The organism is Paenibacillus timonensis (genome assembly GCF_022427145.1).
Lineage (GTDB): Bacteria > Bacillota > Bacilli > Paenibacillales > Paenibacillaceae > Fontibacillus > Fontibacillus timonensis.
Genome location: NZ_JAKSXN010000057.1, coordinates 14,909 through 35,732, shown reverse-complemented (window position 1 = coordinate 35,732; position 20,824 = coordinate 14,909). Strand labels below are relative to the sequence as shown.

Genomic DNA, 20,824 nt, shown 5'->3' with positions numbered 1-20,824 from the left:
CTAGCGGATACGAATAAGGACATTTTATGGCCTTATTTGCGCAATCCCGCATCAAAATCGCTTGTTTTAACGCCATCAGTCAATAATAAGGGAAATAAACTCCCCTATTTTGCCGCAAACTCTTAATTCACGCCAAATAAGGCCCTTTTTTACCGCTATTTTGCCGGCAGGCTCGAAAGGCCTACGTGAGCACACGGAGGGCCCGGCTGAATTCAAGATTCGACGCCGAGCCCGCTTCGTTAGCTATGACTTCATGATCAGCCACCATGGTTTTTGAACTGCACTTTCAATCAAAAGTTAAAAACCGGCTTTTCAGCACCGAGAAGGTTGGATGAAGCAGGGACCGAGTAGCGCAGCGTAGGTGAGCCTACGTGAGCACACGGAGGGCCCGGCTGAATTCAAGATTCGACGCCGAGCCCGCTTCGTTAGCTATACTTCGTGATCAAAAGCCGGTTTTTAACTTACCTTGTTGCTTTGGACTTCTTCTAGGCGAACGACCCGCGTATGCTGCGTATGACTCCATTGCTTGTTGTTTTGCGTGAAGAACGCGTAAAAAGTAATCGGCCACCAGGAAATCAGGTAAATCGGGAACAAGATCAGGTAAGCATATACCTTCTTGGACTTCACCTTCTCCAGGAACATCGCCATCAGGAAAATAAAGACGTTCGCGACAACCGCCACGTAGGACACCCACATCGGCAGGTAACCGTACAGCGTATCGAAATGCGGTCCGCGAAGCAGCGACTGGTCGACCCAGATGAAGGCCGTCAGCAGGAACGTCAGCAGCACGATGTACACGTTAGCGCCATAGAGCGCCATATCCAGCTTCACCATGTTCCGCTCCTTGATGCTCTTCCAGAGCAGCGGGAAGAAGTAGCGGCGGGCGACGGTGAAGTGCCCTTGCATCCAGCGCAGGCGCTGGCGTGCCGATGCTTTAAACGTCAACGGCTTCTCGTCGAACAGCTTGGCGTCATAGTTGAATACCGGGTACACGCCGCGTTCGACGCAGCGCATGGTGAACTCCAGGTCTTCGACCAGGCTTGTCGCGCCCCAGCCGATTTCCTTCAGCAGCTCGGTTTCGAAGCACATGCCCGTGCCCCCGAGGAAGTTCGCCATTTTCAGGTTGGTCCGGGACAGCTGCCACAGACGGTTGCAATACCAGTAGGAGATCCCATAAGATGCGGTGATCCAGGAATCCTCCGGATTCTTCGTGTCGATGTAGCCTTGGATGACCCGAGCGCCGGAGCAAAGATCGTTGTTCATTTCGCGCAGAAAATCCGGATGAGCCAGGTTGTCGGCGTCGAACATGACGACCGCGTCGTATTGGCGCGGCATTTTCCACAACTGCTTCAGCATCCATTCAATCGCGTAGCCTTTCCCCCGCAGATGCGGGTTGCTGCGCACGCAAGCATTCATGCCGTGGGTGCGGACGATGCTCGCCGTATTATCGGTACAGTTATCGCAAATGACAAACACGTCGTATAATTCTTTCGGATAGTTGAGCTGTTTCAAATTCTCCATCAAAGCCCCGACCACTTTTTCCTCGTTATGCGCCGCGACCAGTACGGCAAAGGATTTGCTCGGTGCGTGTTGCACTTTGTTCTTCTTCCTGTACATGCCAAATAAAGCCAAACCAAATTGATACACCCCTACCACAGCAAGCACGACTTGCAGCGAGATCAAGATGATATCCAACATGATTTCTTGCCCCCTTTTTTCTCCGAAGATGATTTGTTTTCTTTTTCTTTGTTTCGGAGTTTTTTTGTTGTTATGACCCTTTCGATTCTACTTGCTTTTTTCTTTGATTCGATGACCGGCTCTTTTTCTTAAACCATTACGATTTTCCATGAGATGAGTGGTTTTGTCAAAACCACTGTAGCCCCGCCGTCGCTCAAATACCTTGAAGTCCGGCAATTTTGGCATACGGGACCACCGCATCCTGCTTTCAGGTACGGTTACATCTTATTTTCATCACTTTTGGCTTTTTTTATTTCTATTTTCTTCTTTTTTTTAGCGACCTGCTGGCGACCCTTTCCCGTTACAAATACATAAACGCGTGAACCCGGCAAAAAGTTTACAATTCTGCACCATTTTTTTTAAACTTATTTGCTATGATTTGAATCATTGTACAGGGAAGAAGAACGAAAAGTCAAAAAAAGAGCACGGCGGGCAACGCAAAAAACGTCCTTGAAAAGGCCATGGATTAAAAATATGATAAGGCTAACCTGAAAATGCCATGCTATTTGAAACGGGCGCCCCTGGGACGGGCAGTTTTCGGGCTGTAAGTACGCGGCCAAACATCGTGCGGAGGGATTTCATGACTCGTTTATTCCGAAAGCTTCAACAACTCGACCGGCAGCTCTTTGTAGGGATCAACGGCCGCCTGCACCGCAGCTTCCTGAATTTTTGGCTGTACCATTTAACCCATTTGGGCGGGGCCTGGTTTACCATTCTCTCGTCCTTGCTCATTTGGTTAGCCGCTCCGCAGCCGTGGAGCAAAATCGGCTTGCAATCCTGCGCTGCGCTCGCGATCAGCCACCTTCCGGTAGCCTTGGTAAAAAAAACCTATCCGCGCCTGCGCCCTTATTTAACCTTGCCCGGCACGAATACCTTCCGGAATCCGCTGACGGACCACTCGTTTCCATCCGGGCATACGACGGCCATCTTTTCCGTCACGGTGCCGTTTATGGCGGCCGCGCCCGGGCTCATTCTGGTGCTTTTGCCGGTGGCATTGCTCGTAGCGGTTTCTCGCATTTATTTAGGTTTGCATTATCCGTCGGACACCCTGGCAGGGGCCGTGATCGGCTCCTCCGTAGCGCTTGGAACGGTTGCATTATGGGCATAAAGGGGATATTGTAGACAGTAGGAAAACCTTGCAGGAAAAGGTGAAACTAAAGTGCAAAAACAGAGAGTCTTGCTTTTATCCGAGGGGTTTGGAGCCGGTCACACGCAAGCGGCCTACGCGCTCTCCAGCAGTTTACGAAAGATCGCGCCAAACGTGCAGACGAAAGTCCTGGAGCTTGGCAGTTTTTTAAACCCTAGAGTGGCGCCGATCATCATCACCGCTTACAAAAAAACGGTGTCCTCGCAACCTCGGCTTATCCGTATGATGTATCGCAGCAACTATAAAAAGTCTTTGAACCGATTGACGACGTTGGCTCTTCATCGGATTTTTTATACGCGTACCATTCAAATCATCCGTCAGCTTCACCCCGACGTGATCGTCTGTACCCATCCGATTCCCAGTGCGGTGATCTCGCGCCTGAAACGGCTGGGCATGCTGGACGTCCCCCTCTGTACCGTGATAACCGATTACGACGTGCACGGCGCCTGGGTTAGCCGGGAAGTGAATTGTTTCCTCGTCTCCACCGATCAAGTGCAGGGCAAACTGCTGGAACGCGGAGTAGACAAGAACAAAATTCGGATCACCGGCATTCCGGTCCACCCGAATTTCTGGGAGCGTCACCGCAAGGAGGATATCCGCCTGCAGTTCCGCTTGAAGGATATGCCGACCGTGCTCGTCATGGGCGGGGGCTGGGGCTTCATGAAGGACGAAGCGGTCAACTCGCTGCTCGCCTTGTACCGGGAGCAGATCCAAATCATCTTCTGCTTCGGCAGCAACGAGAAGTCGCTGGAAAAGATGAAAAAGGATCCCCGATTCATTCATCCGAACATCCATCTGCTCGGATTCACGAAGGAAATCGACAAGCTGATGGAGGTTTCCGACTTGCTGATCACCAAACCGGGCGGCATGACCTGCTCCGAAGGGCTGGCCAAAGGCATCCCGATGCTGTTCCATAAGCCTCTTCCCGGACAGGAAGAGGAAAATTCGCATTACTTTACACAACAAGGATGGGGAACTCCTATCAATTCGTTGGACGACATAACCAATTGGGTCAAACGTTTGACCGAAGACTACGATGATGTCGTTCGCAAGCGGGAAGAGGTCTTGAATCATATCGCCCTGTTCCGGCCGATGCAAAGTGCTCAAGCAATCATCGATCTTCTTGGAAATACGAACTTCATCAGAAAATAACCGGCCTCAAGACCAGGCCGGTCGCAAAAAAAGCGGAGCGAAGGATATGAATCCTGCTCCGCTTTTGTTCGTTATTCAAACATCTCCATCTTCCGTTCCTGGTAACGCCGCAGGGCGGCTTCGCCGACCATGACCTCGCAGCGGTAGATCGGCATCCCTTGCCCAACGAATTTGCTCTCGTATTCCGTCATGACATGAGCTTCGTTAATCCCGCCTTCATGCAGGCTGAGCGAGATGTCATTCATCTGCAAGCCGACGGCGGAAAAGGCGTTCAGCGAAAATTCAAACAGCACGCGCGAGTCCGTCTTGAAATGAATCTCGCCGTTATCGTTCAGGAGCTGGCGGTACTTCTCCAAAAACCGCGGATGAGTCAGCCGCCGGCGCCAATGTTTCTTTTTCGGCCACGGATCGCTGAAGTTCAAATAAATGCGCTCCACTTCGCCGGGGGCAAAAAACTCCTCGATCATTTCGATGTTGCCGAGCGCAAGACGAACGGTTTGCGGCTCCAGCCCCCCCTGCTCGTCCCATTTCGTGCGCACCTTCTCGCTAGCTCGGCGAATCAGCTCGTCGTACATATCCATCCCGATGAAATTCACGTCCGGATATTTCACGCTCATGCCGCTGATAAACTGGCCTTTGCCCATGCCAAGCTCGATATGGATCGGCCGGCCGTTGCCAAATACCTCGGCCCAGCGTCCTTTATATTCCCGGGGATTCAGCACGACCAGCTCCCGCTGCTGCTCCAAATGCTCCCGTATTCCTTTTCTGCCGCGTAAACGCATGATATTCCTCCGCTTTCTTGTTATCCATTCCTTGCAATATTGTGCCGAAGATCGCCGCAAATGTAAAGCGCACAATGAAAAAGGAACCAGCCGTTCGCCGGGGAGACGAGACGAGTGATTCCCTTTTCGATATATTTTGGAATTGGGGTCCAACGAATTTGATATTTTCAAAATAACATATTCCGCAACCTGCCGCAAGGAAACAGGCAAGCACTCTTCCCCTTTTTCCGCGAAATTTGATACAATAAAATCTGTGGAACGGCGTTCTGACAGGGCTTTCGCCGTTGTATAAATATGCATAAATATTTTGTGACAAAATGAAGGAGCCGCAATGAGTACACTGATGACGGACACTCCTACTTGGTGGGGAGACAAAAGATTTCATACATGGAATACAGAGATGCGCCGCGAGTTCGGGGACAAGGTGTTCAAGGTCATGTTGGACGCCGGATTCACTTGTCCCAACCGGGACGGCTCGATCGCGAAAGGCGGCTGCACGTTCTGCAGCGCCCGGGGATCGGGCGACTTTGCCGGAAGCCGCCGGGACGATCTGGTCACGCAGTTCGCCACGATCCGCGACCGGCAGCATCAGAAATGGCCGCACGCCAAATACATCGGGTATTTCCAGGCTTATACGAATACTTATGCGCCAGTGGAGGTGCTTCGCGAGTATTATGAGGCGATCCTCGAGCAGCTGGGGGTCGTGGGCTTATCCATCGCCACGAGACCGGATTGCCTGCCGGACGATGTCGTCGATTATTTGGCCGAACTCAACGAGCGCACTTACCTCTGGGTGGAAATGGGCCTGCAAACGGTCCACGAGACGACGTCCACGCTCATCAACCGAGCGCACGATACGCAGTGTTACCTGGAGGCCGTGGAGAAGCTGCGCAAACGGGGCATTCGCGTATGCACCCATATCATTTACGGCCTGCCGCAGGAAACGCATGAAATGATGCTGGAGACAGGCCGCGCTGTGGCGAACATGGATGTGCAGGGCATCAAGATCCACCTGCTCCATCTGATGCGTAAAACGCCGATGGTCAAGCAATATGAGGCGGGCTTGCTGCGTTTTCTGGAACAGGATGAATACGTGAAGCTGATTGTGGATACGCTGGAATTTTTACCGCCGGAAATGATCGTGCACCGGCTGACCGGGGACGCTCCGCGCGACTTGCTGGTCGGACCGATGTGGAGCCTCAAAAAATGGGAAGTGCTCAATGCCATCGACGCGGAGCTGAAGCGCCGCGATTCCTGGCAAGGCAAATTCTGGAGAGGACGCTGATCACTTATGGGCTTCCTCTCCGTATTAAGCTTCGCCCATAAACTGGCGGGCGAGCGGCTTGCCCCCGGCGACGCCGCGGTCGACGCCACGGCGGGCACGGGCGCGGACACGCTGTTCCTGGCCAAGGCCTGCGGACCGAAGGGGCGAGTCTTCGCCTTCGATATCCAGCCGCAGGCGCTGGCGCTTACGCGAGCCAGGCTGGACAAGGAGCCGGCGGACTCCATCGCCGGCGTCATCCTGCTCCAGGCGAGCCACGCGGACATGGCGGCCGCCCTGCCGGCGGCCGCGCACGGACGGCTGGGCGCCGTGATGTTCAACCTCGGCTATTTGCCCGCCGAGGGCGCCGACCCGGCGCTGATCACGCGGCCGGACAGCACGCTGCCGGCCCTGGAGGCCGGCCTGAGCCTGCTGCGGCCGCGCGGGATCCTGACGGCCGTCCTCTACCCCGGCCATCCCGGCGGAGAAGCCGAAGCGGCAGCGGTGGAGGCATGGGCGGCCGGGCTCCCCGCTTCCGCGGGGCAAGCGATCCTCTACCGGCAGCCGCAAAGACCGGCTGCGCCGTATTTGGTCGCAGTCGAGAAGAAATAAGAATCAGCAAATTATACCAGTTGGGGGTCATCGCTATGGGGATTCGCAAGATTGAACATATCGGAATCCGCGTTTCGGCGCTGGAGGATTCCATCGAGTTTTACGAACGGATTATCGGCATGAAGCTGCTGTCCACGCTCGGCGAAGTAGGGGAACCGCTGCGTCTGGCCTTCCTGACCTTCCCGGGTCAAGAATCGGTCGAAGTCGAGCTGGTTTATCTTCGCGATGGCGAAGAGCTGGCGAATGAAGGCAAAGTGCATCATATCGCTTTTACGGCCAGCGATATCGAGGAGGAGTATGCCCGCATTTCCGCATTGGGCTTATCTGGGCTCGACCCGGAGATCCGCAGCTTGCCGAACGGCTGCCGGTTCTTCTTCTTCAACGGCCCGGACGGCGAACGGATCGAGTTTTTCCAGCCGGCGTTTTTGGCTTGATTATCTGCCATCACTTCATGGAAAGGAGGGCTGCGCGTGGAAGAGCATACGTTTACCTTCGACAATGACACCGACCATGGTGTCTTCGTGTACCGCTGGAGCGCCGCCGATCCTGAGGCGCCGCCGCGGGGCGTGCTGCAAATCGCCCATGGCATGGCGGAAACGGCGAAGCGTTACGAGCGTCTGGCGCGGGTGCTGACCGCTCGCGGTTTCATCGTGTACGCGAATGACCACCGCGGCCACGGCCGCACGGCCGGCAAACCGGAGGAACTGGGCTGGCCGGGCAAGCAAGGCTTTACCGGCATGGCGGAGGATCTGATTCGCCTCTCCGCCATCATTCGCCGGGAGCACCCGGACCTGCCGCTGTTTCTGCTCGGTCACAGCATGGGCTCCTTCCTGACCCAGAAGGTCATGTACCGAGCGCCTGAACCTTACGACGGATTCATCCTCTCGGGGACGAACGGTCCCCGGGGCTTGCTGGGGCTCGGCCGCAGCCTGGCCCGCCTGCAGGCCCGCCTGCAAGGCGACAGCCATCCCAGCCTGCTGATGAACGCGTTGACCTTCGGCAGCTTTAACCGGAACTTCCTCCCGGCGCGGACGCCTTTCGATTGGCTCTCCCGAGACGACGAAGAAGTCGATAAATACATAGCGGACCCGCACTGCGGCTTCTTGTGCAGTGCCGGCTTCTTTTACGGCTTTTTCGGCCTGCTGCAGGAGATCCACCGCCCGGAGAAGATGCGTTCCATTCCTAAAGAGAAGCCGGTCTACATCTTCGGCGGCGAGCTCGATCCGGTCGGCCGAAACGGCGCCGGCGTACGGCGGCTGGCCGAGCTATACGGCCGTCTGGGCCTTGAGGACGTCGAGGTGAAGCTGTATCCCGGCGGCCGCCACGAGATGCTGAACGAAATCAACCGCGACGAAGTGACGTCGGATGTACTAGGCTGGCTGGAACGCCATCTGCCGTCCGAAGAGGCGGCCGCGGAATAAACACAAAGCGAGCTAGCGAACCGGAGCCTCACTCAGTGGAGGAAGTCCGGTCGCAGGCTCGCTTTTTCATTGTGCTTAGACCATCACGCGTTTTAATTGCAACACATAACGCGAGCGCACGACGACATAATACAGCAGCTGCGCCGCCAGGAAAGCGCCGGTGGCCGTCAGCACCGGAACGGTGACATTCCCCAGCAGGAATCTGGCCCCCAGCAAAGACAAGACAACCATCGTTTGAATCCCCGAGATGACCACCGGGATGAAGAAGAGCAAGGCGATTTGCAAGCTGGAGGAATAACGCATTTCTCGGTCGCCCAGCCCGATCTTCGACAACGAATGATACATGCGCCGGTCCTGATTCAGCTCGCTATACAGCTTGAAATACAGGAAGCTGGCGGAGGACACCGAAAAAATAGCGGCGATGAAAATCCCGACGAAGCTGAGCATTGAGAGCTGTTCCCAGGTTTCCGCGTAGGAGCGGCCGCGGGAGCTCATGTAATTGTTCGTCTCGTCGCGTTCGACCCGGTTCATCATCCCTTGAAACAGGTTCTTGCCGATCACGATTTCGGGATCCTGAAGCCGGGGAGCCCCTTTCTGCTGCCAGGCTGGAATGTAGAAATCGATGCTTCGATACAGCCGATTTTGATTTTCTTCCGACAAGCCCTGCTTCAGCTCCGTAAAATCAGCGTCGGACAACACGACAACCGAGGTTTGGCTGTTGATTCCGGTCAACGGGATCTCGTTCCGTATAGATTCGAGCTGCAGGGGGTTCTCCAGAAAGGAAAAAGATACCGGAATGGTTTGACCCTTCAGCGCACCCTCCGCCGCCGTTCCTTCCATGGCGTAGGCGATGGCTTGCCCCTTGCCGATCTCCGGCAAAGTCGCCGCTTCCAACATCTTTGCAATCTTGTTATATTCCGAACGCGACACGGCTTCCACATAGGACTCCGACGATCCGATGTAACCCATAAACGACTCGCGCTCGATGGCCTCATAACGGATCCCTTTCTCGGACAGCTGCTGATCGATCCAGGCCAAGTCTGCCTGGGCGAATTTCTCTTCGTAGACGCCGTACGAGAAGGCAAACGGATTCCCCTCATAAACCCGTTCATTTTGGGCCTGGGCTGCCAGAATAACGCCAACGCTCATACACGCCAGCGAGATGGCGACGGTGACCATAAACAGCATCCGCGCATTATCCTTGATTTTATAAGCCATTTCGGACACCCAGAGCAGACGCGTACCGCGCCACAACAAGCGGCGGCTGCGTTTAAGCAGCCGAATCAGGGCTACCGTCACCTGGGTATAGAAGAAATAGGTTCCCCATATTCCTGTTGCGGCTGCCAGCATCACTTTGGAGAAGTCCAGGCCATTGCCGCCCTTCAGGAGAAGAACCGCACTCGCCAGCAGCGCCACGCCAAGCAGCGCCAGCACCCAGGAAACCCGCGGCGCCGTTTTCGGCTTGCTGCCGCCGCCAAGCAGTTCGATCACCCGATTTTTCCGGAAGAAAACCAGCGTAAATACCGACAACACCACAAACAAGACCAGGAACGCGACCGCCGTAAACCCCATCGCCTTCCAGGGCCAGTAAAAAGGCAGCCCGCGAATCCCTGTCGCCTTCACGCTCAGCAGCAGGAACAGCTTGGAAAGCAGCAGTCCCCCGGCCAAGCCCGCTACGATGGACCCTATGCCAATGATCAGGTTTTCGAGGAACACGAGCCGGTTGATCGAGCCGGTGGTCGCCCCCAGCAGTGACAGCACGCCGAACTCCTTGCTGCGCGCCTTCAGAAAGCTGCCGATCGAAAACAACACGAACAGAATGGAAAACACGAAAATGATGTATTCCGCCACTTCCATCCCGATGCTTGTCATCCGTCCCATCTCGCTCTGAGCGATCCCCGGATGGAAGATGAACATCGCGTAGGTAAAAAAGATCATGACCATAAAGGCGCTGCTCAGAAAATAAGCGAAGTAAGCCCGGGCGTTGCGTCTGACGTTGTTAAACGCGAATTGAAGAAAGTTCATGCGCATTCCCTCCCAAATACGACAGCATGTCGATGATCTTCTGGAAAAAGGCCTGCCTGCTGTCGCCCCGGTGGATTTCGTTCGTCAATCTGCCGTCCTTGATGAACACGACCCGGTCGCAATAGCTTGCCGCCAGCGGATCATGGCTGACCAGCATCATCGTTGTGCCTTCGGAGCGGTTCAGCGTCTCCAGCAGTTCCATGACATTCCGGGATGCGTTCGAATCCAGCGAACCCGTCGGCTCGTCGGCCAGCAGCAGCGACGGCGAGGAGATCATCGCCCGCGCAATCGCAGCCCGCTGCCGTTGGCCCCCGGATATTTCGTAGGTACGTTTGCCGAGTATGTCCGTAATCCCCAAACGGTGAGCGATGGCCTGCAGCTTCTGCTCCATTTCCCGAAACGGACGGTAGTCCAGCGTTAAGGGAAGGACGATATTTTCCGCTACGGTGAGCGTGTCCAGCAGGTTGAAATCCTGGAACACGAACCCCAGCTCGCGGCGGCGGAAAGCGGCGAGCTCCCTCCGTTTCAAGGCATGCGGATTTTTTCCGTTGATCCGCACTTCGCCCGAGCTAGGCGTATCGATGGTCGAGACCAGGTTCAGCAGCGTCGTTTTCCCGCTGCCCGAGGGTCCCATGATACCCACGAATTCTCCCTTTTCGATCGTCAACTCTATGTCCTGCAGCGCACGCGTCGCGATTTTTCCCGGGTATACCTTGTTTAGTCCCTGGACCTTGAGCATTTCCATTTGATTCTGTTCCCCTTTCATCGAGCCTTCGGCAACTTGTCTTGCGCCATTGCCAGGGCCCGGGTGGTTATGGTTATACTCTATCCCAAAGCCGGGAAGCCAGCCATCGATGGATCTTAACCGAATCTTAAAAGTTTGTAAGGTTATGTTCGGGCAAAAAGAAACGCAGCGGTCCCGCCGACCTTGAAAGCCGATCAGCGTTGCCCCTGCGTTCTATACCGGCTGCCGCTCAAACAGCAGCCTTACCGTCGTTCCTTGCCCCGGCGCCGACTCCAGCTCCACGCGGTGCCCCAAGCGGCTGCACACCTCGCGGACCAGATACAGGCCCATGCCGGTCGATTCGCTGTATTGCCTCCCGCGCTGCCCCGTGTAATAAGGTTCGAAGACGCGGCGGATATCCTCCGTCAAAATGCCGATGCCGTAGTCGCGAACGTCGAGCACCGTTTTTTTGCCGCGGACGTAAGCGGTAAACACCACCTTGTCCCCGACCCCCGAGGAATAGTTTACGGCGTTCGTAATCAGTTGGCCGAGCACGAACGTCAGCCACTTCTTATCCGAATACGCCACCAACTCCTCGCCGATCCGAATGTCCGGGTAGACGCCTTTCCGGATGAACAGCTTGCGGTGTTCAGCGACAGCCTCGTTTACGGCAGCCAGAAGCGGAATCGGAGCCACGTGAAAATCATGCTCGAACTGTTCCAGACGCGAGGTGTACAACGCCATCTCCAGCCCTTTGCGCAGCCGGTCAAGCTCCTCCTGGATGCTGTCGAGCACGGTTTCCGGAATCGTTTCTTGCTCGCGTTCGTTCTCCAGCGTGAGCTGGATGACCGAAATCGGAGTTTTCATCTGGTGAACCCACCGGCCCGTAAACGCGGTTTGATGCTCGCGTTGCTTGCCGTAGCGGTACAGCTCCGCCTCGTACAGCCGGTATCCCGATTCGAGAAGCTCATGCAAAGCCAGAGCCAGCGGGGTTTCCCCTGCCGGCTGCAGCAGCTCCTCCAGCGTCCGGGGCGGCTCCGTCATCCGCCGGTACACCTCCCGGTTGCTGAAGTATCGGTAGATCAAGTAAAGAAGCAGCAACGTAAAGCTAAGCAGGAGCCCGTACACGGCGATTTCGGTTTGCCGGACGCCGGCCAGCCAGAACAAGAAGGGAACCAGCAGGATTTGCGGCACGAGAAACAGCAGCAGCGGCACCTGTTCCTTCCAGAACAACCTCATTCCGGCGCCTCCCCGTAAGCGGAGTGTCCGTGCGGCTGGAGCAAGTACCCCGCCCCGCGAACGGTCTCCACCGCATCCTCCAGGCCAAGCTCCTTCAGCTTTTTGCGGATGCGGGTCACATACACGTTTAACGTGTTGTCGTCGATGAAATGATGACCTTGCCACATCAGGTCGAGCAGCTTCTCCCGGCTGACGACCCGGCCGGCCTTTTGCAGGAGCGCTTCCAGCAGCAACGCTTCCTTCTGCGTCAACAGCACGGACGTCTCCCCGTTCGTCACGGTAAACCGTTCGGGGTACAGCACCAGCCCCGCCGCGCTGACGGTCCGCTCCTCCTGCCGGGCCGAATAATCGCCGTACGCCCGCCGCAGGTGGCTGCGAATCTTGGCCATCACCACGTCATACGAGAACGGCTTCGTAATATAGTCGTCGGCGCCGTTGTCGAGCGCCATGACCTGATCCATCCCGCTGTCGCGCGCCGAGAGGAACAGGATCGGGCAGGTGGACAACCCGCGGATCTGCCGGCACCAGTAAAAGCCGTCGAACTTCGGCAGGTTGACGTCCAGCAGCACCATATCGGGGGCCGACGCCCGGAACTCGTCCAGCACCCGGCCAAAGTCGCTCACCTGCACCGCATAGTAGCCGTATTTCTCGATATGGCCGGACAACATGCCGGCCATTTTGGCGTCATCTTCGACGATCAGGATCGTAAACATCCTTAGGTCAGCTCCTTACTTGGCCAGGGTTCGGCGCTCCAGAGACCAGGCACTTAAAGGGGCGTGGAAATACGCCGGCCGCTCGTCCGGCTCCTGCTGGTAGAGGACGACCAGCAGCGTTCCTCCGGTTGAATCGCCTGCGGCCGCCGGGCTAGAAGACGACTCCGCCTCTGACTCCGATCGCAGCGTCTCGTCCAGCGGGAACGGCAGCTCCTCGACGCAGGCGTACTTCTGCAGGTCGCGTTCGTCCAAGCCGTAAGCCGCGAACCGTTCGGACAAGCCGGCCGGCGCTTCCGCCAATGCCCGGAAATATCCGCTGCGCCGGTCTTTGTCCATCCGGTCCTCCCACCATATTTTCCGCGGCTTGTACTTGTGTCCCAGCAGGTAGTCGAGCTTCATCAACCCAAGCACGACCTCCGGCTCCTTCAAGGAACGGCGGCTTAAAAAATCATGCAGCCGGGTGAACAAGTCCTCCAGTTGGTGGCCGATGCGCTGCCAGCCCTGTTCTTCCCAGTAATCGCCGAACTCCTGGAAGAAATCGAACGGCGAATCGAACTCTCGGGTAACCAGGTATTCCAGCGTGTGGTCCATCCGGTGCGCGTTCCAATATTTCTCCAGGACGTCCTCCAGCCGCTTCAGCCGGATCACGTCCGTAAAAGGCAAAACGTCGTTACCCAGGATTTCGTAAGGCGCGTGGTCCATAAAGACATAGTTGTATTTGGCGGCGTCGTTTCGCAGGCCGGTCCCGCGCAGCATCTTCAGGAAGCCGAGCTGCAGCTCCTCGGGGCGCATGGCGAACACGTCGTTAAACGTCTTGCGGAACGTGGCATAGTCCTCTTCCGGCAGTCCGGCGATCAAGTCGAGATGCTGGTCGATTTTGCCGCTCTCCTTGATTTTGGTTACGGTGCGGGTCAGCTTCGTGAAGTTCTGGCGGCGCTTCACCAACTCGTTGGTCGGATCGTTCGTCGACTGCACGCCGATCTCGAACCGGAAGATGCCGGGCGGCGCGTTCTCCGCCAAATAATCCAGCACCTCCGGCCGCATGATGTCCGCCGTGATCTCGAACTGGAACACGCAGCCCTGATGGTTTTGAATGAGGAATTCGAACATCTCCATCGCGTAGCTGCGATTGATGTTAAACGTGCGGTCGAGGAATTTGATGATTTTCGCGCCGTTCTCGATCAGGTACAGGATATCCGCCTTAACCCGTTCGATATCGTAATAGCGTACGCCGACCTCGATGCTTGAGAGACAAAACTGGCAGCTAAACGGACAGCCGCGGCTGGTCTCGAAGTAAACGATACGTTTGCCCAAATTCGGGATATCCTCGGGAAAACGGTGCGGTGAAGGCAACGTGTTCAAATCGGACTTCGGACGGCCCGGATTCAACACGATTTCGTCCCCTTTGCGGTAGGCCGCGCCAAAGACGAAATGGAACTTCCGCTCGCCGGACAGCTCTTGCAGCAGGTGGTGAAACGTCTCCTCGCCGTCCCCCATCACGATAAAGTCGACCTCGGGGACGCGTTCCATCCAGTATTTCGTGTCGTAGCTGACCTCGGGACCGCCCAGCACGATTTTCACTTCCGGCAGCACTTTCTTGAGCAGGGCAACCAGTTTGATCGTCTCCTCGATGTTCCAGATGTAGCAGGAGAAGCCGATTACGTCAGGCTTCCGGCGGAACAGGTCCGATACGATGTTCATGACCGGATCCTTGATCGTGTATTCCGCCAGCTCGATATCGAACTCGTTGCCGCTGTAGGCCTTTAGCAACCGAATGGCCAGCGAGGTATGGATAAATTTTGCGTTAAGCGTCGCCAATATGACTTTCACAAGCTCACAACCCTACTCCATATTTTGAAAAAACTCCAGAAACGGCTTTCCGTATTTGCGGTACTTCACTTCGCCGACGCCTTTGATTCTCAGCATATCCGCTTCCCGGGTCGGGCAGACGACGCTCATCTCTCGTAAGGTCGCATCGTTGAAAATAATATAAGAAGGCACATGCTCCTTCTCGGCCAAATCGCGGCGGATCAGGCGCAGTTGCTCGAACACCGTCTCGTTGACGGCAGACGGACCTTCGTCGTACCCACGGCGCCGTGAACCGGAAGACGATTTGGATGCGGCCGCAGGCTCCGGGGCGCGCATCATGACTTGATGGCGACTCTTCAACACCTCAACCGCCAGCGGTTGCAGCCGTACGATCGGGTACTGCCCTTCGGACAAAGCTAAATAGCCTTCCGCAATAAATACATTGATCAGCTCGGAGATTTCCTTCTCCGTACGCGTACGCAGCATACCGTAGGTAGGCAGGGCGTCGAAGCCGTACTGCAGCACCTTCTTGTTCTGCGAGCCCTTCAGCACCGAAGCGACCAGCGACACGCCAAATCGTTCTCGCATTCGGTGAATGCAGGAGAAGACGATTTGCGCGTCGCGGGTCATGTCGACGAGCTCCCGTTCGTCCCGACAGGAGCTGCAGATGCCGCAAGGCTTATGGTCGTGGGCCTCGCCGAAGTAATCCAGCATCGCCCAGCGCAGGCAGCTCGTCTGGTAGCAATATTCGATCATCTGCTGCAGCTTGCGGTATTCGTTGCGTTTGCGATCCCCTTCTTGCGGATTTTGCTCGATCAGGAATTTCTGCGTCATGATGTCCTGCGGACTGAACAGCAGGATACATTCGCTGGGCTCACCGTCCCGGCCTGCCCGGCCGGCTTCCTGCACGTAAGCCTCCATGTTCTTCGGCATATTGTAGTGGATGACATAACGAACGTTCGATTTGTCGATCCCCATCCCGAAAGCGTTTGTTGCGACCATCACGCGAATGTCGTCATAGAGGAAAGCTTCCTGGCTCTCCTCCCGCTCCTTGTCGGACAAGCCGGCATGGTAGCGGCCGGCAGGGATCCCGGCGCGGCGCAGCCGTTCGTACAGGTCGTCGACCTCTTTGCGGGTCGCCGCATAGACGATGCCAGGCTGGTGAGCATGCGTATTCGCGTAATTCAGGACGAATTCGCGCTTGTTCTCGCCGCGCAGCACCGACATCGCCAGGTTGTCCCGGCCAAGGCCGGTAACGAACACGGATGGCTCCGCAAGGCGCAGCAGACGGACCATGTCGTCCATGACCTCGGGTGTAGCCGTAGCCGTGAAAGCCGCCAGAATCGGCCGCTGGGGCAGCGACTCCACAAACGGGGAAACCGCCAGGTAGCTCGTCCGGAAGTCATGCCCCCATTGCGAAACGCAGTGCGCTTCGTCGACGGCAACGCAGGAGATGGTCAGCCCGCTCATCTCCTCGCGGAACCAGTCCAACTCCAGCCGCTCCGGGGCCACATACAGCAGCTTGATTTCGCCGCGGCGTGCCGCCCGGATGCGGTCGTTCACTTCTTTGCCCGACAACGTACTGTTGATGTAGGCCGCAGAGACGCCCATCGCCGTGAGCGCATCCACCTGGTCCTTCATCAACGAGATCAACGGCGACACGACCAACGTTAGACCTGGCAGCATCAAGGCCGGGATCTGGTAACAGATCGATTTCCCGCCGCCCGTTGGCATGATGCCCAAGGTGTCCGCACCGGTCAGTACGCTTTCGACGATCCGCCGCTGCCCTTCGCGGAAATCGGGATACCCGTAATATTTTTGCAACAGTTGCTGCGCATGTTCCATTGTAAGTACTTCCGTGCTCATTTTACCATTTCTCCTAACTTCCCATTAGGCCGTCATCCTCCCGGATTCCGAGACAAACCGGCTTTATGCACTCTTAAGTTTACCGGGGTTTGGGGAAATGGGCAACCGCCGCAACGGGTACATAAACTTTTCCAAAAAGACTAACACTCTCTATTAATAATGTGCTAAGACCGGAGGCGGCAGATATGCTGGATTGGAAATCCAATTACGAAGCGTTCAAGAAAAAGCACCCCTTGAATTCCACCTCATCGCCTTCTTCCTCGGACAGTTCCTCCAGCAAAGGAAACGAGCCCCGGCAGCTTGAGGCGGAGCTGGAAAACAACTTGAGTTCGATTCAAAGCCAGATGCATAACTCCGCGGATCTAGTGGTCCGCCGGTTGATCATCATGGGAAAACGAAACGCTGCTCTGCTGTTCCTCTCCTCTATGACGGATCAAAGGTTAATTCAGGAAGGGATTGTGGCCAATTTGCAACTTCCCTTCAGTTCCTTTGAGCCCAAGGAGGGGGAGGAGCCGATGAATCCGTTTGACTGGGTATACAGGGAAAGGGTGCACGCGAATATCGGACAGCAAAGCTCCGACTGGAGCGTCTTGCTGGATCTGCTGATGAAGGGGCAGACGCTGCTGCTTATCGACGGCTATGCCGAAGCGATGACCTTCGATACGCGGATGGTCGAGAAACGGGCGATCGAACAGCCTCAAACCGAGCAGGTCATCCGCGGGCCGCGGGACGGGTTTATCGAACAGTTGGAGACGAACCTGTCGCTGATCCGCTACCGGCTGCAAAGCGCCGATCTGGTCATCGAAACCGGCGAACTGGGGAGGCGAACCAAATCGAAAACCGTCGTCTGTTACATCGACGGCATCGCCGATCCGCATCTCGTCGGCGAGGTTATGCGACGGCTGGCCAAGATCAATATCGATGGCATCATCGACGCAGGTTATATTGAGCAGTTTATCGAGGATCAACCGATTTCGCCGTTCCCGCAAATCCAAAATACGGAGCGGCCGGACAAGACGGTCGCCGCCTTACTGGAAGGAAGGGTCGCGATTCTGGTGGACGGTTCCTCCTTTGCGCTGATCGTCCCAGCCCTGTTCGACCAATTTTTCCAGACGGTCGACGACTATTCCGAGCGGTTCATGATCGCCAGCCTGCTGCGGCTCGTCAGGTTGATTGCCCTGCTCTTCTCCGTATTCTTCCCGTCGCTGTACGTATCCGTCATTTCCTATAATCCTGAGCTCCTGCCTACCGATTTTGCGGTAGCCATCTCCGGGGGGCGCGCCGGGGTTCCCTTCCCCGCCATGCTGGAAGTGCTGATTATGGAAGCTTCGATGGAAATCCTGAGAGAAGCGACGATTCGCCTGCCGCAAATGATCGGCGGCGCGCTGTCGATCGTCGGCGTCCTGGTCATCGGGCAAGCTGCCGTTTCCGCCGGTTTATCGAGTCCGATCACCGTGGTGATCGTTGCCTTGACTACGATCGGCTCCTTTGCCACCCCGGCATATAATACGGCGATTGCCATGAGAATGCTCCGCTTCCCGCTCATCGTGCTTGCCGGTCTTTTCGGATTGTACGGAGTGATGATAGGAAGCATCTTCATCATTAACCACTTACTGTACTTGGAGTCGTTTGGCGTGCCGTTTCTGCAGTCCATCCTGGCCAAGAAACGGGCAGGCTTTGTGGATACCTTCATTCGGGCTCCGTTGTGGTGGATGGGGAAGCGTCCCAGCTACCTTCACACCGTTGATCGTACACGGCGCGCCGAAGGCACGTTCCAAACGAATTTCGATAAGATCTTTCATCCGGAGGAGAAAACCAATGCGGATAACGGAGAAAATCAGCACGACTCAGCTGGCCATCGTCATCAGTAGCGCACTTTTTGGGCAATACTCGTTGACCTACCCCAAAATCATTGCCGGAGCGGCCGGTACCGCCGCACCGCTCATGACCGTCGCGGGCACCTGCTGCGCCGCCTTCAGCCTATTCGTCTTCACCCGGCTCAGCCAACGATTCAGCGATCAGACGATCTTCGATTACAGCCAAGGCGTAATCGGGAAGTTCCCCTCCCTGCTGGCCAACATTCTTGTGTTTGCCTGTTTTTTCATGTCATCGGCCCTATTGTTCCGCCAGTTTGGAGAAGTGTTGTCCACGGTCGTCTTTCGGAAAACTCCGATCGAGATGAGCATCCTGATGATCGTAGTCCTGATCGCCTTTTCCTGCAGGAGAAACGCGGTGAAGTTCAGTTATGTTCTTCTGTTCTATTGGCCATTTGTGATCCTGCCCTTCCTGTTCGTCATTATGATGGCTACGAAATCCGTGCGGCCCTTGAATTTACTGCCGCTGCTCGGCAATGAAACCCCAAAGTGGCCGCAAGCCTTGTTATCCCCGGCCTCCCTATATTTAGGCGCATTCATCGTCACGGTGTTGCTTCCGGTCACGGAGAAGCCAAGGCAAGCGTTGAAGGCGGCCATGCTGGGCATCGCTGTTACTGGATGCTTGTACCTACTGTTGGTCGTGTCGACAATCGGGATTTACGGCGTTCAGGAAACCCTGCAATTGTTGTACCCGACGCTGGAAATGGCGCGGTCGATTGCGATCGGCGGCGACGTCATCGAACGGATGGATGCGCTATTTATCATTATGTGGGTGATTAACGTCTACACGACGATGTATACCATGTATTATATTACTTCTCTGTCCTTAAGCCATCTGTTCAAGTTGCAAGATCACCGTCTCGTGACTACCCTCCTGATGCCTTTATTATTTGGCGTTTCCCTGCTTCCTCAAGACCAGTTCCAACTGTACTCCATCTCCCGAATCACCGACGAGTCCGGCTATCTGTTCCTGACCGGCTATGGCTTGTTTCTCTGGATCACTTCATTGATTCGGCGCAAAGGGGGACGGTCGCATGCATAATAGGAATGGGAAACGATGGGTGTTCGGCTTGCTGAGCTTGGCTCTGACGTTTCACCTAACCGGTTGCTGGGATCAGGTGGAAATTGAAAACCGCGCCCTGGTGCTCGGTCTTGCCATCGATGAAGCGCCTCCCGAAAGCGTGAAGTTGGAGACGGCGGCGACCCATCAGAAGAATGATCCGCTACCGAAGAAAATGCTCCGGTTGACCGCCCAAATCGCGGTTCCCGGTCGTGTCCCCCTTGGACCCAGCGGCGGCGGCATGGGAAGCGGCGGCGAGAAGGAAAACCCGGTTTGGGTCGTTCAAGTGTACGGGCACAGCCTGGACGAAGCTTTGAACAACCTGCAGCAGGAGATCGCGGATCCCCGTTATCTCGTTCACTTGCGGGTGATCGTGATCAGCAAAGGCATTGCCAAGGACGGTCTGGACGAATTAAACGATTATTTGCGGCGTAATCCGGAGGTCCGCCGCCGTACGTGGCTGCTCGTCTCCGAAACCGAAGCGGCGTTACTGATGAAGGTCGCCCCCCCTCTTGAGCGCATCCCGACCTTATATGTCCAAGCCATGGTCGAAAAAGCGGTAGGCATGGGAAAGTTGCCGCCGAATTATTTGGGTACATTTTGGATTGAGGAATCGAACTGGGGACAGGACGGGTTTCTGCCTTACGTCACCATCCAAGGCAAGGAGAACATTCTGATCAAAGGATTGGCTTATTTCAGCGGAGGTCGCTTTGTCAGAACGAGCAGCACCGTTGAAATCGGGGCGTATATGGCAGTCAAAGGATACAATCCGGGAGGATACTCCGTTTTGTTTTCGGTTCCCGGATTAGGTTACGTCATGACCAGAATCACGGAACGCCACACCAAAACCGATGTCCGTATCGTTGACGGAAAACCCCGTGTGCATCTCCAGATCCACGTCGAAGGGAATCTGGACGAGCATTTCGACTCCCCGCGTTCCATCGACTCTGCGACCGAGATCAACCAAGTGGAAGAAGCCTTCGAACGAGATTCGACCGAAGTGATCTACGATTTCATCCACCAAACGCAGCGCGACCATTCCGATATATTCGGCTTCGGCGAATACGTAAGGGCTCAACACCCCGGCTTCTGGCGACGCAACATTCACCAAAAAAGCGACTGGGGACAGATGTATGCGGACATCCCGGTATCTGTGGATATGGAGCTTTCCATTCGCCGAACCGGCCTAAAAGCAAAATAGGAGGCGTTTGTATGTATCGCGCGCTCGCTTTTACCTCGGCCCTACTCTTGTTCTCCGGACTAATCCTGCTATGGGTGGATAACAAGATCTATACGGTGCAGCAAATGCTTAAGGAACAGAAATACGCCAAGATTTCCGGATGGATCCAGCTGGTCTTGGCAGGTGCCGGTTTTCTAACCTCCCTTTTGTTGCAGCTCTAGC

General features: G+C 55.8%; 18 protein-coding genes. 10 read left to right on the top strand and 8 right to left on the bottom strand.

The genetic code is table 11. The annotated features are described in order from the left end of the window. Positions 1-456: 456 nt before the first annotated feature. A complete protein-coding gene (locus MJ257_RS19580) occupies positions 457-1,698 on the bottom strand; it encodes a glycosyltransferase family 2 protein (protein WP_240270834.1) in 1,242 nt (413 codons plus the stop codon). A gap of 619 nt (positions 1,699-2,317) precedes the next feature. Here MJ257_RS19580 and MJ257_RS19575 point away from each other — a divergent pair. Further along, on the top strand, positions 2,318-2,845 hold the full coding sequence (locus MJ257_RS19575) for a phosphatase PAP2 family protein (protein ID WP_240270833.1): 528 nt from the start codon (positions 2,318-2,320) through the stop codon (positions 2,843-2,845). A gap of 51 nt (positions 2,846-2,896) precedes the next feature. After that, positions 2,897-4,036, top strand: coding sequence for an MGDG synthase family glycosyltransferase (locus tag MJ257_RS19570; protein WP_240270832.1), 1,140 nt, complete (start codon positions 2,897-2,899; stop codon positions 4,034-4,036). A gap of 71 nt (positions 4,037-4,107) precedes the next feature. Here MJ257_RS19570 and trmB read toward each other — a convergent pair whose 3' ends face one another. Next, a complete protein-coding gene (trmB, locus tag MJ257_RS19565; RefSeq protein WP_240270831.1) occupies positions 4,108-4,818 on the bottom strand; it encodes a tRNA (guanosine(46)-N7)-methyltransferase TrmB in 711 nt (236 codons plus the stop codon). 331 nt (positions 4,819-5,149) lie between these two features. Between trmB and mnmL the strand changes: the two genes are divergently transcribed. Genes mnmL through MJ257_RS19545 form a run of 4 tightly spaced genes read left to right on the top strand, consistent with a single transcriptional unit; the run spans position 5,150 to position 8,112 of the window. Further along, positions 5,150-6,103: a tRNA modification radical SAM protein MnmL/YtqA gene (mnmL, locus tag MJ257_RS19560; protein ID WP_240270830.1), complete on the top strand. Its 954-nt coding sequence runs from the start codon at positions 5,150-5,152 to the stop codon at positions 6,101-6,103. Between the two features lie 6 nt (positions 6,104-6,109). Beyond that, the gene (gene mnmM / locus MJ257_RS19555; RefSeq protein WP_240270829.1) at positions 6,110-6,691 is read left to right on the top strand and encodes a tRNA 5-(aminomethyl)-2-thiouridylate-methyltransferase MnmM; all 582 of its coding nucleotides are present in this window, start codon (positions 6,110-6,112) and stop codon (positions 6,689-6,691) included. A gap of 35 nt (positions 6,692-6,726) precedes the next feature. Then, on the top strand, positions 6,727-7,125 hold the full coding sequence (locus MJ257_RS19550; RefSeq protein WP_240270828.1) for a VOC family protein: 399 nt from the start codon (positions 6,727-6,729) through the stop codon (positions 7,123-7,125). A gap of 36 nt (positions 7,126-7,161) precedes the next feature. Continuing rightward, entirely contained in the window at positions 7,162-8,112 is a 951-nt protein-coding gene (locus MJ257_RS19545) for an alpha/beta hydrolase (protein ID WP_240270827.1), read from the top strand. A gap of 75 nt (positions 8,113-8,187) precedes the next feature. Here MJ257_RS19545 and MJ257_RS19540 read toward each other — a convergent pair whose 3' ends face one another. The 6 genes from MJ257_RS19540 to recQ all read right to left on the bottom strand — a co-directional run bounded on the left by MJ257_RS19540 (position 8,188) and on the right by recQ (position 16,488). Next, positions 8,188-10,137, bottom strand: coding sequence for an FtsX-like permease family protein (locus MJ257_RS19540; RefSeq protein ID WP_240270826.1), 1,950 nt, complete (start codon positions 10,135-10,137; stop codon positions 8,188-8,190). Then, positions 10,112-10,882 (bottom strand): ABC transporter ATP-binding protein, encoded by a 771-nt coding sequence (locus MJ257_RS19535; protein ID WP_240270825.1) that lies wholly within the window; start codon positions 10,880-10,882, stop codon positions 10,112-10,114. Before MJ257_RS19535 ends, MJ257_RS19540 begins: the two co-directional genes overlap by 26 nt. A 213-nt stretch (positions 10,883-11,095) precedes the next feature. Beyond that, positions 11,096-12,100 carry a sensor histidine kinase gene (locus tag MJ257_RS19530; protein WP_240270824.1) on the bottom strand — a complete coding sequence of 335 codons (1,005 nt, stop codon included), beginning with the start codon at positions 12,098-12,100 and terminating at the stop codon, positions 11,096-11,098. Continuing rightward, positions 12,097-12,813, bottom strand: a complete 717-nt coding sequence (locus MJ257_RS19525) for a response regulator transcription factor (protein ID WP_240270823.1) — start codon at positions 12,811-12,813, stop codon at positions 12,097-12,099. The genes MJ257_RS19530 and MJ257_RS19525 overlap by 4 nt, the downstream gene beginning before the upstream one ends. 15 nt (positions 12,814-12,828) lie before the next feature. Then, positions 12,829-14,643, bottom strand: coding sequence for a B12-binding domain-containing radical SAM protein (locus MJ257_RS19520; protein WP_240270822.1), 1,815 nt, complete (start codon positions 14,641-14,643; stop codon positions 12,829-12,831). Between the two features lie 12 nt (positions 14,644-14,655). After that, the gene (gene recQ / locus MJ257_RS19515; protein ID WP_240270821.1) at positions 14,656-16,488 is read right to left on the bottom strand and encodes a DNA helicase RecQ; all 1,833 of its coding nucleotides are present in this window, start codon (positions 16,486-16,488) and stop codon (positions 14,656-14,658) included. 185 nt (positions 16,489-16,673) lie between these two features. On the opposite strand from recQ, the gene MJ257_RS19510 reads away from it, so the two are divergent. From MJ257_RS19510 to MJ257_RS19495, 4 genes are read left to right on the top strand one after another with little or no spacing between them, the layout of a single operon-like run. After that, positions 16,674-18,359, top strand: coding sequence for a spore germination protein (locus MJ257_RS19510; protein ID WP_240270820.1), 1,686 nt, complete (start codon positions 16,674-16,676; stop codon positions 18,357-18,359). Beyond that, complete coding sequence (locus tag MJ257_RS19505) at positions 18,307-19,404, top strand: GerAB/ArcD/ProY family transporter (RefSeq protein ID WP_240270819.1); 1,098 nt, start codon at positions 18,307-18,309, stop codon at positions 19,402-19,404. The genes MJ257_RS19510 and MJ257_RS19505 overlap by 53 nt, the downstream gene beginning before the upstream one ends. Beyond that, a complete protein-coding gene (locus MJ257_RS19500; RefSeq protein ID WP_240270818.1) occupies positions 19,397-20,623 on the top strand; it encodes a Ger(x)C family spore germination protein in 1,227 nt (408 codons plus the stop codon). The genes MJ257_RS19505 and MJ257_RS19500 overlap by 8 nt, the downstream gene beginning before the upstream one ends. Before the next feature lie 11 nt (positions 20,624-20,634). Next, on the top strand, positions 20,635-20,823 hold the full coding sequence (locus MJ257_RS19495) for a CLC_0170 family protein (RefSeq protein WP_240270817.1): 189 nt from the start codon (positions 20,635-20,637) through the stop codon (positions 20,821-20,823). Position 20,824 lies beyond the last annotated feature (1 nt).

Excerpts from the sequence above, each read along its gene's own strand:
- MJ257_RS19580 (WP_240270834.1), bottom strand. The coding sequence starts at position 1,698 with ATGTTGGATATCATCTTGATCTCGCTGCAAGTCGTGCTTGCTGTGGTA.
- MJ257_RS19575 (WP_240270833.1), top strand. The coding sequence starts at position 2,318 with ATGACTCGTTTATTCCGAAAGCTTCAACAACTCGACCGGCAGCTCTTT.
- trmB (WP_240270831.1), bottom strand. The coding sequence starts at position 4,818 with ATGCGTTTACGCGGCAGAAAAGGAATACGGGAGCATTTGGAGCAGCAG.
- mnmL (WP_240270830.1), top strand. The coding sequence starts at position 5,150 with ATGAGTACACTGATGACGGACACTCCTACTTGGTGGGGAGACAAAAGA.
- mnmM (WP_240270829.1), top strand. The coding sequence starts at position 6,110 with ATGGGCTTCCTCTCCGTATTAAGCTTCGCCCATAAACTGGCGGGCGAG.
- MJ257_RS19550 (WP_240270828.1), top strand. The coding sequence starts at position 6,727 with ATGGGGATTCGCAAGATTGAACATATCGGAATCCGCGTTTCGGCGCTG.
- MJ257_RS19540 (WP_240270826.1), bottom strand. The coding sequence starts at position 10,137 with ATGAACTTTCTTCAATTCGCGTTTAACAACGTCAGACGCAACGCCCGG.
- MJ257_RS19535 (WP_240270825.1), bottom strand. The coding sequence starts at position 10,882 with ATGGAAATGCTCAAGGTCCAGGGACTAAACAAGGTATACCCGGGAAAA.
- MJ257_RS19530 (WP_240270824.1), bottom strand. The coding sequence starts at position 12,100 with ATGAGGTTGTTCTGGAAGGAACAGGTGCCGCTGCTGCTGTTTCTCGTG.
- MJ257_RS19525 (WP_240270823.1), bottom strand. The coding sequence starts at position 12,813 with ATGTTTACGATCCTGATCGTCGAAGATGACGCCAAAATGGCCGGCATG.
- recQ (WP_240270821.1), bottom strand. The coding sequence starts at position 16,488 with ATGAGCACGGAAGTACTTACAATGGAACATGCGCAGCAACTGTTGCAA.
- MJ257_RS19510 (WP_240270820.1), top strand. The coding sequence starts at position 16,674 with ATGCTGGATTGGAAATCCAATTACGAAGCGTTCAAGAAAAAGCACCCC.
- MJ257_RS19505 (WP_240270819.1), top strand. The coding sequence starts at position 18,307 with ATGCGGATAACGGAGAAAATCAGCACGACTCAGCTGGCCATCGTCATC.
- MJ257_RS19500 (WP_240270818.1), top strand. The coding sequence starts at position 19,397 with ATGCATAATAGGAATGGGAAACGATGGGTGTTCGGCTTGCTGAGCTTG.
- MJ257_RS19495 (WP_240270817.1), top strand. The coding sequence starts at position 20,635 with ATGTATCGCGCGCTCGCTTTTACCTCGGCCCTACTCTTGTTCTCCGGA.